An 18,256-nucleotide genomic window follows, 5' to 3' on the forward strand; every position below is an offset into this window, starting at 1 on the left:
CTAAAAGTATTAAAATAGAAAAAGATAAAATAAAGACTCATTTGGCACTTTTATAGATTTATTAATTCATTTCTGGCGGTTAAAAAATAAATTAATTATTTTTTTAATTTTTTTGACCACGCCACTATGATTTGTAATGAGGCTACTGAGTGAACTAACTGACTTACTGAAATACGCAAAAGGGAGGTAGACGTATCTACCTCCCCTTTGCATTTGACCTATGCGCCCTGCCAAACATGATTACAATGACTGCGCTTTTGAGCCACCGTAACGAAATCCTGTATTTGCGCAGGACCTCCTCCCAGGTTTGATACTCAGTAACTGAGTAAAATGCCCTATTAAACGCTATTGCAGTTAGGGCAGCGAATCAGCAAATAATGATTCACGGCATATTTGGGGAGATATGATTAGGCTTGTTATTTTTATTTTGAAAATAACCATTGTGACCTCAGTTTCAGTCGCTAATTTTTTCCAATTTAACCCTAAGAAAAAACATCATCTTCAAAGTCGCACGGCAGCTCCACACGCTCTATTGGGTGGCTAATTAGGCTGTGCATGAGCTCATAAGCGAGTTTTCGCATAGCAAACTCATTTAGTGTTTTATTCGCTGTAATTTCAGGGCCAATAACCTCCCATAGCTCATTTAAATTCGCATTATCACTGCGTAATTCTAATAAGTTTATCTGATGGTCATTCGTGGTAATTACTCGGCAAAATGTTTGTAATAAATTTAAAAAATCCAATGTTGATACGTATGCATGTTTCATGTGTTCACTATCCTTGTGTGGTTTGTTATCAAAATCGATAACGTATTAGTAAATAAAATCAGACATGGGTATTTAAAACGGTTTACGAAAAATATTTTTAAAAAAGCGAACAAATGTTCGCTTAGGGGGTTATGCATTGTCGATAATATCGACCCAATCACTTTCTGCTGCTGCAAAAAATGTAGTTGGCGTTTGCATAAATATTTGCTGAAACTCCTCAGAGAACAGCTCACAAAACTGTGTTATTTGCTCTATGTAGATAAGTAAAAAAAGCGTCATGTCGTGCCCTTCTAAATACCTATTATCAAAACTTGGATTTTTTTCCAACATACTATTTGAAATACTAATGCCAAGTATTTTTCCAACGCTAGCTCTATGTAAATAGATGTAATTATTGAAATTTAACTCTAATGTTTGTTCATTAACTACATCTGCTAACAATAAAATTGTAGAGCAGTCATCCCACGGAGATCTACTGGCTCGAACGTATTGGCGAATAAATTGAGATTTAATATTTTTCATGATTTGTCCTCGTTAATTGTCCTGAAATTAACTAGGGCCATGCGATGGGTAAAAATGAAGAATTGCGTTTATGTTGGCTAAATTTGCAAAAATAATAAAAATCATTAATGTTGAGTACGGACCTTTCACCTCGAGAATGAACAATATGACTGATTTTATTTGGCTATTACCTGCGACCATACTAACAATAGTTTTAGTCAAGCTTATTAAAAAGTCCAGAAAGTAAACCTACACTTTAAGTGCATAAATAATTCAGTGTGAAAAATAACTTAAGCCTACCTATTGATAATAAAAATATTGAACAATTAATGAACCAACCCTAACGATCGCTTAAAAAAAACACAAATAAAATTACTTTATCCTCCATTTATCTAAAAAAAATTAAATAAAATTTTGTATATTTTTCTGAATTTTAATCAAGATGAAACGTAAATCTCCATTTGGCGGAGGTATTCAGAAGTTCATCAAAAAAATCACTAAACTTTTGAAATTTATTGAAATTAGTTATCATAGTACTATTAGTTTGATTAATTAAAACTTCAAGCTAACCAATTCTTTTTTTAATAAATTAAAGGTTTCTATGCAAATTATTTTTTCTAATAATGATGGACTTCAAATGCAAAAAGGATTTGCGCTAGCGATAATTACCAATCAAGGTAAGATTATTCAGTCAGGAATGGTTGTTGAGTCAATGGTCTTTGAAGCCATGTTGGCCCACACTATTGAAACCTTTTGTTCTAAGTTTACAAGTATTGACCCTAATTATTTTAAAGAACCTCAATAGCTAAGCCCTTTAGCTAAGTAATATTAAGTATGGCCTGTTGCAAGGTTAAACTTGCAACTGACCTCTTCGTAATTACGTCAAAAGTCATAACCACTAACTAGCTCACCAGTATGTTTATGCAGACGTAACAAACGCCTCTTATCATTATGAAATTCAAGTAAAAGCTCAAAGTAATCAGCATTTGAGGTACCTAACAGACGCTCAAATACATTATTGAGGCCACCTTTATCGCCGCTAAATGTATTTAATTGTAAACTGATGCTTTTAAAAGTGTCTTTAACTAGTTGACGAATAGCTAGACGTTCGTCGTTGGAAAGTTTTATAAGGTTTTTAGTAATTGATAACCACCGATCAGTTACTTCATCACGAAATGAGTTATCAATTCTAGCTAACTTATTTTTACTAATACTAATCTGCGACTCAACATCACGTGCCTCAGACTCAAGTTTGGATATTTTGTTAGCAATGGCCTGTGGCGGAGTTCCATTTAAAGTCAGAAGAGCCTCAGTAAATAAATCTATATCACCATTAATTTTAACTAAACGCGCCCTAAGATTAGCCTCTTGGCTGTTAATGGCCTCCCTATCTCCACCTTTTAACAAAATACGCTGTAGGTTAACCTTATCTTGGCAAAAAGTGACAACTGCTTTTTCTATCACATCAATTTGGACGGTTGAATTCATTTCACAGTTATTTTTTCGCCGTGCTTCAACACAGCCATATCGTTTATGGCTGCTTTTTACTTCATTCAAACATTTGTTTCGATAAACAACATGTGAACCTACAGACTTTCCGCAATTGCCGCATTTAAATACACCTACCCCAGATAAAATACCAACAAACTTCTGTGATTGTTTAGTAGCGCCACGCTTAGATGAATCAGCGACTAAAAAGTTAAATTCAGATTCACTCATCAGCGGAGGATAATAACCTTTAAGGCCATACTCTGCATTCCCTACTTTTACATTGAGCTCACCAATAAGTGAACGACGCTTAACCTCTTTATATACATTGGCACCAGTATGATGAATAGTGCCTGCACCAAACTCACTATTAATTAACATTGCTATTTTTATGCCGCCATATCCTTTTTTAAAAAGCTCTATTTTGCGGAGCATAATTTTTTTATGATGTGGCTCAAATTCAAATATTTTTTTATCATCATTCCACACAGTCCAACTAGGCGGCTTACCACAATTTACTCTGAATCCACGCTTGCCCGCACTCCAATCATCACACTGCTGTTTCAATACATCTCGTACACGTTGAGATTTGGTTTCACTCTCTTCATTTGCTCGCATGAAGATCATCAACATGGCAAGTAACTCAAACGGGTTTTCATCAATAAGTTGGCTGTTATATTCTTTGTTGTCTATTGCGGTTATTACTGTAATACCAGCATTGATTATCTGAGTTACAATACTTGCGCATTCTGAGACCTTCCTTCTTGACATTCTATCTAGACTTTCAATAAGCAAAACTGAGCCTGAAGGGATATTACCGTCCTCTATCGCTTTTAAAAATACTCCAAATGCACCTTTTTTAATATTATTTCCATGATATGCACTAAGGCCTAGATCTCTCATTGTAAGAGACTCATCCAATAATAATCCTCTTTCCTTAGCTACTTTATTTGCATAATCTAATTGCCTTTTAAGGGAATGTCCCTTGGCTTGCTCTTGAGTAGAAAATCTCACATAGCTGAACAACAAAGGTTTTTCTGACATAGGGCTTTTCAAATCGTTAGTTATCTATTATGAAAGGACTGTATCACAATCTAGTTTAATTATACATTGTCTGGCCGACAATCGCTGTAGATACGCATATTTTCCGTGTATCAAACCGTACCAAGCTTGCTATGGGTAAAGATGTGGTTGCGGTTGAGCAAAAACTCGAAAAAGTGATCCCCAAAGAATTCAAAGTCGATGTACATCACTGGCTCATTTTGCATGGTCGCTATACCTGTGTTGCCCGAAAACCTAAATGTGGCAGCTGTATTATTGAAGATTTGTGTGAGTTTAAAGAGAAAACAGAGTAATTAAAGCCTGCTTTGTGCCATTTGCAGACAGTGGTAACGCCTTGCTAAGCGGACTAAAATTGTGGGTTATAATGTGAAGCGAAGCGAAACCTAACCCACTGTTTTAGTTCCGTTTAAGCAACTTGTTAGCCATTATTCCTTGCACAATACTGGCCAGCCGTATTTTACACGCCAAGCGGATTCTACAGCGCATCGTCCCGAATATGAGTTCATTAACAACTCAATTCTCTTTTTATCATTGCTTCCTATATCAGCAAAGCATTTTGATGAAAAATACCTTACAATCCATTTTTTTTGGCTGAGGGGAAAGTGTTTAAGCCCCAAAGCCCCTGTTTTATTATTATTCAAAGCAAAATGAGCTCGAATTCTAGAGGTGATATTAGCTTCGTGTCCGTTATAAATTACCATATCACCTAACTTCGCTTTGCATAATAAAGAGCCTCCAAAAATTTCTTTATTTATATGAGTAAGAGAACCAATATTACAACCTTTATCAGGTAGGGACGGAGGCTTCTCAAGCCCATGGAGTTCATCGTAATCCATATCTATCGAAAACCAATACCAACCTGCCTTTGATTCCTTCCAGTTAGAAAGGAATGGTTTTTCTTTGGCCCATTTCAACGTGAATAAGTCTTCATTCCAATTACTCTCTTCACCAAAGGTAACTATCTGGCTTTTACTCCAGACATACTCTGCAATTTCTTCGATATTCAATACGTACACCTTTGATGGCTAACAATTTAATAGTGCGCTCATCGCGCATATTTCTGCCGACTTAACGCTCATTTATCTATTTTATATAGTTTTAACAAATTACCTAAGGTATTACTATCACTAAGTTTTCTCAAACTTTAAAGTAAAGTTAAATAGAACAATATGCGCGCGTCGCTCATTTTCGTGAATATATGCGCAAAGCAGAGTTTGATCACCCAATTGACTTTTATATTATTCAATATCAATGACAGGTTTTCGCTCAAAGCAGTCTTGAAAAAGTAAGTATTTTCGTTCTACGTTCATTATATTTTGGCTGGCCAACAATCGCTGTAGATACGCACATATTCCGTGTATCCAACCGTACTAAGCTTGCCATGGGTAAAGACGTAGTTGCTGTTGAACAAAAGCTCGAAAAAGTCATTCCCAAAGAATTTAAAGTCGATGTACACCATTGGCTTATTTTACATGGTCGCTATACCTGTGTGGCGCGTAAGCCTAAGTGCGGCAGCTGTATTATTGAAGACTTGTGTGAGTTTAAAGATAAGACTGAAATTTAAGTCACACTAATTAGTATCTAATTTTAGCTTACTTTACTGCTGAATTAAAACTTATCAGAGAGAGTTATAAAACTCTCCCATCTAAAAAATACTATTGAAAAATTTAACTTGGAAGCGCTTTTAACTCAGTGTTGCCCTGATTGAATGGATTTAAGCTTGTACCATAAGTTTGTTTTATCCACTTAGCTTGCTTTTCAATTAATGACGAATTATCAAGGTTTCCAGATAGTGGGTAATTTTCTGGTTTATAACGTCCTAAGTTGGGTTGTTTTAATAATAAAAATCTGTGTTGCCAATATCGATAATGATGCCTTTTAGTTAACTCTAGCCCTTGTTCATAAATAGTTTCGAAGTCTAAACTATCAGCTTTTTGTAAAAATCGAGCATAAAAATAAAGAGCTTGCACATAATAAAACTTAATATGGCTTAGGTCTGGTAATGCTGATTGGTAATACCGAATTATATTCTCATTCAGCTCATTATGTTCTAGCTCAGACAACAGCTCATGCTCGCATGAAAAAGCATACATCAACTTTTTTAAACCTCGCGTATAAGGGTTTACGCTAACCAACTTATCTATAGCTTCGAAGTTTACATAGGTTGCACGAGATTTAAGATAAGTTAACTGCACCCTTTCCATATGCTGATTTTCATATAGATCATCAATGGAATGATTTAGTTGATGTAGATTGATTTCACCATATAAATAACCTTGAGCCTCGTAGTAACTCGACTCAGTCTTAACTAGGTCCATTAAGGGTTCAACATTCATTGCAACTTGCACATTCCATGAACCAATAGTGACGTACCGATATGAATTAAACTTTATGTTATGGGCAACCCTATCAAGTGAATAACCTTCCATCTCATATAGATTAATTGCGATATTGTAAACAATTCTTTCGAGTACTCGGCCTCTCTCATACTCTCCTGAAAGAGCCAATAACGACTCAATTGTAATTAAAGATTTTAATTGCTCATAAGCAGCATCAAACTCTCCGTTAAAATAGCGCGTCTTAATATTTATGAGCTTCCATACCTGTCTTACCTGAAATTCATTACTTTTTGTTATAAGCCCTTCAATATTAATTTTTTCGTAGGCAGCTAAAAATTCAGAATCTAGATTTAAGTTGCTTGATAATAGACTAATGTTTTTAACCATCTCAAAGTAATCTTCTAATTCATCTTCACTTCTGATTACATTGTCCTTAGTGCCATAAGTTAGCGCTGCTATCAAATTATTAAAAAGGGATGAGAAAATTAGATTCGACTTTTTATTAGTGTTTTTGAGATTGTAAATAAACTCCATGAGCTGCTGATTGTATTTAAAAGCTTGCCTGAACAATTCAGGTTTGTCTTTTTCTGTCGTATATTGTTCAAATCGAAAACGAGCAAAACGTTGAATAACCGATTGTAATGAATAAAATCCACCGTAAGCTTCGACTAATGATTTATTTGTAAGAACGGCAATATCTTTATCACTAATCGGCTTTTTCAATTTATTTGCCTCTTCGTTTCTATCCCTCCTTTTACTTTCAGTTACTATACGTTTAAACGTATCGAGGTCTATTCCGTCAGGAAATAACGAGAAGGATTCCAATGTACGTTTCTGATGTTCCTCCAATGAACCGTAAGAATAAAGAATAGAAACATAAAGAGACTCTTGACGATTAATATTCAAATCAACTTCATCGTCAAACATTAAAGTTAAGTCTTCTTCTTTAACCTTATCAAAAAAGTCGTCTTCTAACTCTTGCTTTAACTCTTTTAAGCTTTTACCAGCAGGCATACCATCACAAATTAACTTAATGGCTAACGGGTTATTATTTAGTAGTGGTTCTAGAATTTTTCTGCGCGCAAACTCTTGCTCTTTATCACTGCGATAACCGTTTTTAGTTAGGCGATTAAATAATGCTAATGCTTCTTCAGATTCCATTTGCCGAAATGGCAACACATCTTCCCACTCTGTATTAATGCTTTCTCTTGAGGTCACCAACACATTTGCATACATTAGTGTTTGCGATAACAATAACCTAACTTGTTCTACTTCTTGCTTATTTTGGCTTTTATCCGCTTGTTTTAAATACAATAAACTTTCTAAGTTATCAAAAATCAGTAAACGCTGTCGCTGATCATGATGTTTTGCTAAGTGACCAAATAAATCTTCAGCGGCACGTAAGTTAAAGGCACTGCCGATGTGTATTTCAAGCTGATTGCTACTTGAAATATGTTCACAATCAATAAAATTCACACCTGCATCAAAATGCCCGCGATTCGCTAATTCCAATGCCACTTTTTTTGCTATTGTTGTTTTACCTAAGCCACCACTGCCTTTAATTGTTAATAACCTTTGTTTGTTGGCTGCTTTAGCAAGCTTTTGGCTGATATCCGCTAAATCAGATAAACGCCCTGTAAAGCCTTGCAATTCACTTGTATTAATACCTTTAGGTAGTAATGGTTGATCCTTATGCCAATGCTGACGGTTTTCTGGTTTCAGAGATTCTAATAACTCACCGCTAATATGCACCGATTGAATATCACTTTTATCAATGAAGTGTTTAACATCCGGCCTTTTAAATAATTGATGCGCTAATTTATCAAGAGGTTTAAGATCTTTGCCTTGTTGATTTAACAGAGGAAAAACCAGTAATGGAAACTTAACTTGTTCTAGTTCTTGCTTATTCAATAGTTTATCTGTGATCAACACTGTTATTTTAGCATTAATTGGTAAGCTACTTTCTAGTTCATCAATTGCTAAGTAATCACTACAAGCGTTGTCGTCTTCAATCAACAATCCACTACTCGTTGTTTTGGCTAATAAAAATAAAATGGAATAAGCATCAGCCTCCATTAAGTTACTTTCAGTAAAAGCTTGTTGCGAAATTGGATGTTTAAACTTTTTAAGTTTTGCGATGATATCCGAATCATCTATTGGTTTATCTAAAGGTGAGGCTGTAAATAGACCAATTTTATCGTGCTTATTTGGTTCTTCCTTAAGTGGTTGAATTGATTCTTTTGGTTGCTGCTCTTGTTGATTTTTGCATTCAACCAATTGATCTACAGCATCAATTAACGGTTGACCAAAGTCACTAAAAGTAATTGTATTAACTGGGATGCCAGTCAATTTAGCATCAATTGTCTGCTTATCACTTTCTCTTACCAGCGCATAATGAGGACCAGTATTATTATCAAACAATTTATTTTGTTTTGCTATTTCAGCTAATAGCTCTGCGTCATCAAGTGAACAACCAATAAAAAGGATAACCTTATTGCTTAGCAGCTCTCTGAACTTGGTAAGCGCAGCTAGATAGTGTTCTTTAGCATCTTCTTGATATAACCGATGATAGGATTGTGGAGTAAGCACCATATGCTTAGGATTTTCGATCTTACCATGCAAATGCCAAAGCATTTCTTTGCTATTCACTCTGGTAAACGCAGCTAACTGACCATGATTAGCATTATCAAAAACACATAAATTGGCTGGCTCTTCATGAGCCCACTCTAGAATTTTATCGTAGTTTAAAGTAACAACTCTGTTACTTAATTGCCAAATAGCCTTAGGTAAAGCTTTACAACTATCATCAAATAGTTTGAAATCAATGGCAAACTGAGAGTTTAGAAATTCAACCCAACGTCGACCGGATAGCTGCGTTTGAGCAACTTCAGCAGCTGCTTGATACATATCAGTTTCGACTTGCAAATTAACCATTTGAGAATATGCATCTAGGTTTTCATCTTTTAACTTATTTGCAGCCCTTTTAAGCAATTCAGGCCAAGATGGGAAAGCTCTACTTCCATCTTTATTATCGACAGACATCGAAACACCTGCACCAATTAAAGGAATAACGTCATTGCTAGCTAAGTATTTTTTTAAAGATTGGGGAATTAAAAGTTCTGCCATGAAAAATCCATATTATTTTATCACGTTAGGCACTATGCCACTGAAAAGCAGAGCAATTCAAGTGCTATTATACTTTCAACCATACAGCTACCTTACTTATCTCTCGGCTGGCCGACAATCGCTGTAGATACGCACATATTCCGTGTATCAAACCGTACCAAGCTTGCTATGGGTAAAGACGTGGTAGCGGTTGAGCAAAAGCTTGAAAAGGTTGTACCAAAAGAATTTAAAGTAGACGTTCACCATTGGCTAATACTACACGGTCGCTATACCTGTGTGGCGCGTAAGCCTAAGTGCGGCAGTTGTATTATTGAAGACTTGTGTGAGTTTAAAGATAAAACGGAATAGCTAAAGTCTTCAAAGAGTAAAAACAAACTATAGCTCTAGCTTTATTAAGCATAAAGAGTTTATATAACACCATTCAAAAACCTTCATTTGAGTGGTGTTAGAGTTAAGATTGTCTGTTATTTTAAATCAGTCCACTTCTGTTGATCTGTCAAAGTTTTTTTGCAATAAAAAATTGGTAACCAAACTCACCGAGGCTTGATTTATACAAATCAACTTCCTTTTGGATATCCATCACAGCTTGTGATCCTACCATTTTTGAAGCGACCTCTTTCAGACGTTGTTCCAATGGCTCGTAGTAGCTCTTCCAAGCCTGCTCGGATACCGTGAATGTGTGTTGAAGTTCGTAGCCAGCCTTTTCTATTTGTGATCTGCGGGTATCAACGCTTTGTAAATCGGGGTAGTCGCTTTTCCAATGGTCAATAGCTTCTTGACTTGGATCGTCTATTAACCAGACTAAATCGCTAAAAACCAGCGTTCCATCATCTTTGAGTAACGATTTCCATTTCTTAAGTGCATTTTCGATGCCCATAACATAAGCGGAAGCTTCTGCCCAAATAACGTCAAATTTCTCTAAACCAAAATCTAATTCAGTCATGCTAATGCACTTAGTTGATACTCGTTCACTCAGGTTATTTTGCTTTATTTTTTCTTCTACTTTATCAAGAGCATTTTGTTCATTGTCAGTCGCTACTATTTCTGCGCTTGATAGTTTAGCGAGTAACATGGTTGAATTGCCCTTACCGCAACCAACCTCCAAAATTTTTTCAGGGTTGGTGCTGAGTAATTCATACGCTCTTGAAGTGTCAGCTTCACTATTTGGTCCCCAAGACTCCAGCGCCTCAAATACGCTCATGAAATCTTGCATATATTTGTCATGTTCGTTCATGTCTTTTGATAACCATTTGATTCTTAGGGCTTGCTTTTCGTCAAACCCTTGGACTTTTAACCAGTCTATATGTGCATCTGGCGCGACTTCAGCGAGTGTTTGATGCCATGACTTACTACTGTTTTCTCCTAACAGGGAAGACAACAAAGCCAACGACTTTTGTTTTCGCTCAATGTCTTGCTCTAACTCTTCATAACGAAATTTAAGAACAGACCTATCCAATTTACTTTCAAGACAAGATTTACATTCCGCCAAGGTTAATCCACCACTTTGTAGTTGTTGAACTAAACGAACTTGCTGTAAATCTCTTTCACTATAAGCCCGATAGCCGTTTTCTAGCCTCTTACCCGAAATCAAATTAAGCTTTTCGTAATAAAGTAAAGTCGTTCTAGATAAGCCAACCAACGAAGCTAACTCAGAAATAAGATACACATATAACCTCATACATTTTAAATGCGATAATAAATGTAAACTATAAAGCGATAGACAGGTCAAGTACCAAGTTGACTTTCTAATGCTTAATGCTTCTAGTACTAAATGATGTTACAACAGAAGCAAGTTACGACTAATGTCCACATTGGCACATAACAGCTTGATATAAAAACATTTTAACATCTACTTTTCTTATATTTTGGCTGGCTGATATACGCATATATTCCGTGTATCTAACCTTACTAAACTTGCCATAGGTTAAGACGTGGTTGCGGTTGAGCAAAAACTCGAAAAAGTGATCCCCAAATAATTTAAAGTCGATGTACACCACTGGCTCATTTTACATGGCCGCTACGTGTGTACTGCACGAAAGCCCAAATGTGGCAGCTGTATTATTGAAGATTTATGTGAGTTTAAAGATAAGACTGAATAGCTCCCACCTGTTAAGGTACGAAAGCGGACGTTAGCTTTGGCTTACCCAGTGTCAAGTTGCGACATAGCTGGCTTAAGTTGTGTCGATTTCCCCCCAAAAAAAGAACTGATAGGTAGCAAACTGATCTTTTAAATAAATTAACCACAAGATGTGCCTAGTAAACTTATAACGATTCACTCACTTCTTTTAACAGCTAAGTGTGCTCGTTGAATGGCTCAGGGGTTATGCTGGCGTAGTAACTGTCTTCAGTAAATTAATGTTACATCTATATTCTTGCAGGGGGTTATGAAGCAACCCCACTCTTGAACGATAAAAAAGCTAAATGTGCTGCCTTACCTGAACTGTAATTATCTAGATGACTCATCTTGTAACCTGCGTACAATAAACCTTCAAAAAAATAAAAAACCCAATCAACACAGAAGTGCTTACTTAATAACCCCTCATCTTTCGCAAGTTTTATCAATTCTCGTATCTCGTTATCTTGCTGTTGCATACGAACTTGAAGCTTTTCACTTTTCTGAAACATCTTCTCGAACTTTTGCAAAAAAGCGAATTCCTCGTATAACGGCAAAGTATTTTCGAATACAAGCCTAATAGCATCCAATGAGTCTTTAGCTTTATTTTCAACGGACATATTTACTTCGTCAAAGCGGTCTAAACAATATAACGCAATCTCTTCTTGAAGCGCTTCCTTATGCTTAAATTGGCGGTACACCGTTGCTCTACCAACTTCAGCCCTTTTAGCCACGTCAACTAGCGTTGAATCCTCATTTTGAATAAACAGTTTTAACCCCGATTGAATAATTTTTTTTCTCGAATTATTTGTTCTTGCATCCATTTTATGAGACAGCCTTGTATCATCTATTAAGCTCCATTATGATACAGCAATGTCTCAAAAGTTAAAAATGAATTCTGTGGAGCAAGAGAGTGAATAGACTAATCGGTATTGACTTTGCAAGAGCGTTAGCGCTCTTTGGTATGGTTATTGTCAACTTTAAGTTAGCCATGAACGCCGATATTGGCACACCACAATTAATAGAGTTTGCGGCTCTATTCGAAGGTCGGGCTTCGGCTTTGTTTGTTATATTAGCGGGTATAGGTATTGCGTTTTTAACTAAAAAATGTGTTACCAGTGGATCACTTGAACACATCAAGCAAGTAAGAACCTCTTTGATAAAAAGGTCTGTTTTACTACTTTTGATTGGCTTGGCTTTTACACCTATTTGGGAAGCCGACATCTTGAAATTCTATGCATTCTATTTTTTGATAGCTGCATTATTATTTACTCTTAGCAGCAAGAAACTACTCAGTGCATCTATCGGTTTTGTTTTTGCATTTCCATTAATGTGGCTATTTTTTGATTACGAAAAAGGATGGGATTGGCTTGAGCTTAGTTATTCTGGTTTTTGGACAACTGAAGGAGTGATTAGACATCTTTTCTTTAATGGTTATCACCCAGTTTTACCATGGTGTGGTTTCTTGCTATTTGGCATATGGTTGGGTAAACAAGATTTATCCAATACTAATGTAAGGAAGTCTTTGTTTACATGGTCTTTAAGTATTTTAATTATTGTAGAAGCAAGCTTCTATATGCTGAGAATGTGGGCAGGAGATGACCCGTCTATTGGCATGTCAAAAGATGAAATTGAGTTTTTGTTAACCACGTCAATAATACCGCCGTTGCCACAATATATGTTTTCAGCTGCAAGCTCTGCCGTTCTTGTTTTGCTGGTTTCTCTAAAACTAGCAAGTGTATTTCCTACCAACCGGTTAATTGAGTGGCTAAGCAAAACTGGGCAGTTAACGTTAACTCTGTATGTAGCACATGTCATTATTGGCATGGGAATTCTTAAGGCAACTGGCTTACTCGTTAATCAAACCATAGACTTGTCAATATTTTCCGCATTGGTTTTTTGCATAATTAGCATAATTTTCAGTGTGTTTTGGCTCAAGTATTTTAAACACGGGCCTTTAGAATGGATTTTTAAAAAATGCACTTAGTAGGCCAAAACATTGTTTTAAAAAACTAAAACTATTGAGACTGTTAGCTGACTGTTAGCTGTTTAATTAGGGTAAATAATGCTATGTCGATAGTAACAGTCAGGAAGTTAATAAAAGCATCCTATAGGTATTACCTTTTGCATCTACTTTTATTATCTTTCGGCTGGCCGACTCAAACCTTGATAAGTTTGCTATGGGGAAGAACCTTGTTGAAGTAGAAAAGAAGCTCGAAAAAGTAGTGCCTAAAGAGTTTAAAGATAAAGTAGAATAGATCCGTAAATAAAAAACGTTCATTTAGCACGATTGTTAATAATAAACCTTAATTATCAGGCTTATAAGAATAAGCTCAATGATTAATTCGTATTCCAGTGTTACTTTTTTGTTTATTCAAAGTAGGTGTCTAACTTTGGCACCTTTCATTTTTCATACCTTGTAAATCAATTCAAATAAAATCTGTTTATTCGTGATTTGCCGTAATTATTGGAACATTTTCAAAGTATTAATTTCACAAGTATCATTCCTTTAGTTATGCTACTGAGCATAAATGAAATTATAGTGCGGACCATCTATGTTACCCTTACTTCGTATATTGTTAATTGAGCAAGACCCCAGCATCTTAAAAGAGCTTTCAACGAATTTGTCAAAAACAATTGCTAATTTTGAGCGAAGCGATATTCATATTGATATTATTGAACGTCTTGAACTTAAAGAAGCGCTTGAGTGTGTAGAAGAAGATGGCGATATTCAAGCTGTTGTACTTAGTTGGGATGTGCAAAATAAAGTAGGCGAGAAAATGTATAGCCGCTTTATCGAGCAACTAAAGAGGATCCGCCTTGAGTTACCCGTTTATGTTATTGGCGATGATACAAAAGGGCTAGAAATCGTTAATGAGTCGGAGGAGATTGAGTCTTTCTTCTTTAAAGATGAAGTAATCTCAGACCCTGAAGCAATTTTAGGTTATATGATTAACGATTTCGATGATCGCTCAGAAACCCCATTTTGGACGGCGTATCGCCGGTATGTTGGCGAGTCGAATGATTCATGGCATACACCAGGTCACAGTGGCGGTTCTAGCTTTAGAAATTCTCCTTATATTAAAGATTTTTATCAGTTTTATGGTCGTAATGTCTTCGTGGGTGACTTGTCGGTGTCAGTCGATTCGTTAGGCTCATTATCAGATAGCACCAATACCATTGGCCGTGCCCAAGAGTCAGCTGCGGCAACGTTTGAAGTGAAACATACCTATTTTGTTACCAACGGGTCATCTACCTCAAATAAAATCATCTTGCAGACACTGCTTCGCAAGGGCGATAAAGTGATTATTGACCGTAATTGCCATAAATCTGTGCACTACGGCATTTTGCAATCAGCCAGTTTACCCATTTATTTGTCGAGTATTTTAAATCCTAAATATGGGATTTTTGCGCCACCGTCATTGGCTGATATAAAACAAGCAATAGAACAAAATACCGATGCAAAATTACTGGTTCTTACCGGTTGTACTTACGATGGTCTGCTAAGCGACCTCAAACAGGTAGTAGAATTTGCTCATCAGCATGGTATTAAGGTGTTTATCGACGAAGCGTGGTTTGCTTACTCGCTGTTTCATCCAAGCTTACGTTACTATTCCGCCATTCATGCTGGCGCTGATTATGTTACTCATTCAGCGCATAAAGTGGTGTCGGCATTTTCTCAGGCGTCTTATATCCATGTTAACGATCCTGATTTTGATGCTGACTTCTTTCGCGAGATTTACAGTATTTATGCCAGTACATCGCCGAAATATCAGCTTATCGCGTCGCTTGATGTGTGCCAAAAGCAATTGGAGATGGAAGGCTATAAGTTACTCAATGCTTTGTTGAACCATGTGGAAGAATTTAAACAACAGATGGCTTCACTCAAACAAATTAAAGTGCTTGGTAAACAAGATTTTATGGAAATATTTCCACACTTTAGTGGTGATAACATGGGTCACGATCCGCTAAAAATTCTCATCGACATTAGCGAATTACCCTATTCATTAAAAGATATTCATAAATATCTTCTCGATGAAATTGGCCTAGAAATAGAAAAATACACCCACAGTACCATTTTGGTGTTACTGACTCTTGGCGGCACGCGTTCGAAGATCATTCGTTTATACAATGCGTTGAAAAAACTCGATAGTGGCAAGGTAAAACTAGCCACATCGACGCGACGTTCTCGCTTACCGGAAAACCTACCAGCTATAGACTTAGCCTGTATTCCAAGCGAAGCTTTTTATGGCGAGCGCGAATCGGTACCTATTAGCAAAAGTAACAACCGCATTTGCGCCGGTTTAGTTACGCCCTACCCGCCAGGCATTCCGCTTTTGGTTCCGGGGCAACATATTACACAAGAGCATGTAGACTATCTTAAGGAGCTTGCAGGACAAGGATTAACAATTCAAGGCAGTTTTGATGGCGAAATCTATGTTCTTAAGGGCAAAGCTAATAAGTAAAAAGTATATTTTAATAGAGTTGAACTCCTTATAACTAAACAGCAATATCACATGATATTGCTGTTTAGTAGAATAAAGAGCTGATCCTCACACTCCAAAAATAAATGAGGCCTGAATGCAATGATACAATTGAAGAACAAAAAGGCGCTCACGCTTCTGCGCGTTGCAGCTCTCATTGTTACTCTTACTAGCATATACATTTTTTCCCCTTGGCAGTTTGCTTTATATTACTTTCACCCACTGCCCGCTAACGTTCAAGCACAAACACAAGAGGCTATTGAACAAGGAATTGATGGCATTATTGTTTACATTCATAAACAAGGACAGCAACCTGAATATTTTGCAAATGGTTGGCATGATCGAGAGCAAAAAATCCCCGCATACCCTAATGCACTTTTTAAAATTGGCAGCATTCGAAAGTTATATGATGCAGCAGCTTTAACCAAACTTTCAGCCGCTGGACGTATTAATATAGATAAAACACTGGCTGATTATCTTCCATCATTAATTGGACGCATTGAAAACGCAGATAAGATTACATTACGAATGATGGTAAAACACAAAAGTGGCATACCCAATTACACAGACACCGATAATTTTGATTGGTCAATCACCTACCCTGATCCACTTGCATTAGTGCTCGATAAACCCGCTGACTTTAGCCCTGATGCTGATTATGGCTATTCTAATACCAATTATTTGTTGCTGCGAAAAATTATGTCTAACGTACTGGGTTATGATCACAACCAATATATTAAAGATGAAATTTTAACGCCACTGGGCCTAACGAACACGTTTTCATCAGTGCATGAAATAAATTTAGTAGATTTGATGAGTGGTTACTACGTAGGTTATGAGAATGATTTTAAAGCACTCGATCAAGGCTATGTGGCTACCGCACAAGATATAGGCGACTTTCTTATTGCTTTAAACAAAGGCGCTTTTTTCGACGAACAAGAGCAAGCTTTGTATGCATCACTTTATAAGTATGAACACACGGGTTGGGTATTAGGGTATTCAAGCATTGCTCGTTATTATAAAGATATCGATACAGTCGTTGTACAATTTATAAATACTAATGGCGATGATACTGTGATGCTCACAGAAATAATTTATAATCGGATTATTGATATTTTAACAGCGCAGCGGTAGTCGTTATAAAATGGCTGCGTTATCAAAATTTATGTGAATTTTAAGAGGGTTTAAATGCGTTTACTACACACCATGTTACGGGTTGCTGATCTAGATAAATCAATTGCGTTTTATACTCAAGTGCTCGGTATGAAAGAGTTACGCCGTGCTGATAACGAAGAGTACCGCTACACCCTCGCCTTTGTAGGATACGGTGATGAAACTGACACGACAGTACTTGAACTAACCTATAACTGGGATACCGACAGCTACGATTTAGGTAATGCCTATGGCCATATCGCCATTGAGTTTGATGATATTTATAAAGCCTGTGAAGATATTAAGGGCGCTGGTGGTAACGTTAGCCGTGAACCAGGACCAGTAAAGGGTGGTACAACAGAAATTGCGTTTGTAAAAGATCCAGATGGCTACTCAATTGAACTTATTCAGAAAAAAGAGAACATGAATAAATTTTAGTAAATTTATTTAATAGGTTTACTAACCCCTTTTTAATTATCTAAGCTCAACTCTGATACGATATTAAAAAAGGTGCTGTATGCACCTTTTTATCGTAACTGACTGTCTTTACTGCCACGCCGATTAAGCCCTTTTGAAAGAGCGCCTTTACCTTCTAGGTCAGCTTGGCAGCTTACACAATACTTAACCCCAGGTACCGCAAGTCTTCGTGCCTGTGGTATTGGTTCATCACATTCTTCACATAGCTCGGCACTGGCTCCAGAAACTAAATTACTTCTAGCATACTGCACAGCGTCATTAACGCTTGCGTCAATTTGTTCTTGAATTGCACCATCGCGTGCCCATCCACTTGCCATATAACCTCCTATTTATTTGGACGTTTATATGTACCCTAACATAGGCGAAGTATATTTAAGCTGAATATAAAGAAAGGAAAGAAACTAATAATATATAGGAGTTATTATATTAAATTATTTAATTTTGAGATTTTAACTTCACTGGATAGTTTTGAAGTAGTGATGGAAATGCAGGTAAACTGATTTTAGATACTTTTTATTAAAAGCTATATTACTAATGAATAGTAGGTGGCATACCAAGAGATTTTTCACTCTTTATTATTTCGCGGATAGAGAGTGCTGCAGTCATACTGCTTTGTAGATTACTTAAAATAAGTAAGTGGCGTCCCCAAGGGGATTCGAACCCCTGTTACCGCCGTGAAAGGGCGGTGTCCTAGGCCTCTAGACGATGGGGACACTAAAACAGGTAGAATCTGCAAACGGCATGAAT

Annotated in this window: 13 protein-coding genes, 1 tRNA gene and 5 pseudogenes; 10 read left to right on the plus strand and 9 right to left on the minus strand. The window is 36.6% G+C overall.

The window, feature by feature from the left end; genetic code table 11:
• Positions 1-482: 482 nt before the first annotated feature.
• Together CWB75_RS03715 and CWB75_RS03720 are read right to left on the minus strand one after the other, a co-directional pair.
• Positions 483-767, minus strand: coding sequence for a hypothetical protein (locus tag CWB75_RS03715; protein ID WP_138569930.1), 285 nt, complete (start codon positions 765-767; stop codon positions 483-485).
• Positions 768-896: 129 nt separating this feature from the next.
• The gene (locus CWB75_RS03720) at positions 897-1,289 is read right to left on the minus strand and encodes a hypothetical protein (protein WP_138569931.1); all 393 of its coding nucleotides are present in this window, start codon (positions 1,287-1,289) and stop codon (positions 897-899) included.
• Between the two features lie 580 nt (positions 1,290-1,869).
• Here CWB75_RS03720 and CWB75_RS03725 point away from each other — a divergent pair.
• Complete coding sequence (locus CWB75_RS03725; RefSeq protein ID WP_004589242.1) at positions 1,870-2,073, plus strand: hypothetical protein; 204 nt, start codon at positions 1,870-1,872, stop codon at positions 2,071-2,073.
• A 77-nt stretch (positions 2,074-2,150) separates the two neighbouring features.
• On the opposite strand, the gene CWB75_RS03730 is transcribed toward CWB75_RS03725, so the two are convergent.
• Positions 2,151-3,800 carry a recombinase family protein gene (locus CWB75_RS03730; protein WP_004589241.1) on the minus strand — a complete coding sequence of 550 codons (1,650 nt, stop codon included), beginning with the start codon at positions 3,798-3,800 and terminating at the stop codon, positions 2,151-2,153.
• A gap of 71 nt (positions 3,801-3,871) precedes the next feature.
• On the opposite strand from CWB75_RS03730, the pseudogene CWB75_RS03735 reads away from it, so the two are divergent.
• Positions 3,872-4,111 (plus strand): annotated as a pseudogene (locus tag CWB75_RS03735) (iron-sulfur binding domain-containing protein); the annotation flags it as partial.
• Between the two features lie 132 nt (positions 4,112-4,243).
• Here the strand turns inward: CWB75_RS03735 and CWB75_RS03740 are convergent.
• Positions 4,244-4,825, minus strand: a complete 582-nt coding sequence (locus tag CWB75_RS03740) for a hypothetical protein (protein WP_138569932.1) — start codon at positions 4,823-4,825, stop codon at positions 4,244-4,246.
• A gap of 305 nt (positions 4,826-5,130) precedes the next feature.
• Here CWB75_RS03740 and CWB75_RS03745 point away from each other — a divergent pair.
• Positions 5,131-5,382, plus strand: a pseudogene (locus CWB75_RS03745) (iron-sulfur binding domain-containing protein); the annotation flags it as partial.
• A gap of 103 nt (positions 5,383-5,485) precedes the next feature.
• Here CWB75_RS03745 and CWB75_RS03750 read toward each other — a convergent pair.
• The gene (locus CWB75_RS03750; protein WP_138569933.1) at positions 5,486-9,283 is read right to left on the minus strand and encodes an SIR2 family protein; all 3,798 of its coding nucleotides are present in this window, start codon (positions 9,281-9,283) and stop codon (positions 5,486-5,488) included.
• A 99-nt stretch (positions 9,284-9,382) separates the two neighbouring features.
• Here CWB75_RS03750 and CWB75_RS03755 point away from each other — a divergent pair.
• A pseudogene (locus CWB75_RS03755) lies at positions 9,383-9,631 on the plus strand (iron-sulfur binding domain-containing protein); the annotation flags it as partial.
• A gap of 148 nt (positions 9,632-9,779) precedes the next feature.
• On the opposite strand, the gene CWB75_RS03760 reads toward CWB75_RS03755, so the two are convergent.
• On the minus strand, positions 9,780-10,949 hold the full coding sequence (locus tag CWB75_RS03760; protein ID WP_138569934.1) for a methyltransferase domain-containing protein: 1,170 nt from the start codon (positions 10,947-10,949) through the stop codon (positions 9,780-9,782).
• A 214-nt stretch (positions 10,950-11,163) separates the two neighbouring features.
• On the opposite strand from CWB75_RS03760, the pseudogene CWB75_RS19310 reads away from it, so the two are divergent.
• Positions 11,164-11,382 (plus strand): annotated as a pseudogene (locus CWB75_RS19310) (iron-sulfur binding domain-containing protein); the annotation flags it as partial.
• A gap of 283 nt (positions 11,383-11,665) precedes the next feature.
• Here the strand turns inward: CWB75_RS19310 and CWB75_RS03770 are convergent.
• Positions 11,666-12,220: a TetR/AcrR family transcriptional regulator gene (locus CWB75_RS03770; RefSeq protein ID WP_138569935.1), complete on the minus strand. Its 555-nt coding sequence runs from the start codon at positions 12,218-12,220 to the stop codon at positions 11,666-11,668.
• Positions 12,221-12,309: 89 nt separating this feature from the next.
• Here CWB75_RS03770 and CWB75_RS03775 point away from each other — a divergent pair, with 89 nt between their 5' ends.
• The 5 genes and pseudogenes from CWB75_RS03775 to gloA all read left to right on the plus strand — a co-directional run bounded on the left by CWB75_RS03775 (position 12,310) and on the right by gloA (position 17,470).
• The gene (locus CWB75_RS03775) at positions 12,310-13,383 is read left to right on the plus strand and encodes a DUF418 domain-containing protein (RefSeq protein WP_138569936.1); all 1,074 of its coding nucleotides are present in this window, start codon (positions 12,310-12,312) and stop codon (positions 13,381-13,383) included.
• Positions 13,384-13,555: 172 nt separating this feature from the next.
• A pseudogene (locus CWB75_RS19200) lies at positions 13,556-13,639 on the plus strand (endonuclease III); the annotation flags it as partial.
• Positions 13,640-13,951: 312 nt separating this feature from the next.
• On the plus strand, positions 13,952-15,862 hold the full coding sequence (locus tag CWB75_RS03785; RefSeq protein WP_055013363.1) for an aminotransferase class V-fold PLP-dependent enzyme: 1,911 nt from the start codon (positions 13,952-13,954) through the stop codon (positions 15,860-15,862).
• 120 nt (positions 15,863-15,982) lie between these two features.
• Positions 15,983-17,014, plus strand: a complete 1,032-nt coding sequence (locus tag CWB75_RS03790) for a serine hydrolase domain-containing protein (protein WP_138569937.1) — start codon at positions 15,983-15,985, stop codon at positions 17,012-17,014.
• Between the two features lie 54 nt (positions 17,015-17,068).
• Entirely contained in the window at positions 17,069-17,470 is a 402-nt protein-coding gene (gene gloA, locus CWB75_RS03795) for a lactoylglutathione lyase (protein ID WP_010388396.1), read from the plus strand.
• An 89-nt stretch (positions 17,471-17,559) separates the two neighbouring features.
• Here the strand turns inward: gloA and CWB75_RS03800 are convergent, their stop codons facing one another.
• Entirely contained in the window at positions 17,560-17,826 is a 267-nt protein-coding gene (locus CWB75_RS03800) for a DksA/TraR family C4-type zinc finger protein (RefSeq protein ID WP_075169014.1), read from the minus strand.
• A 320-nt stretch (positions 17,827-18,146) separates the two neighbouring features.
• Positions 18,147-18,222: transfer RNA gene (locus CWB75_RS03805), tRNA-Glu, on the minus strand.
• Between the last annotated feature and the right edge of the window lie 34 nt (positions 18,223-18,256).

Origin of the sequence: Pseudoalteromonas sp. S1608 (genome assembly GCF_005887265.1) — a bacterium.
In the GTDB taxonomy this organism is placed as follows: Bacteria; Pseudomonadota; Gammaproteobacteria; order Enterobacterales; family Alteromonadaceae; genus Pseudoalteromonas; species Pseudoalteromonas undina.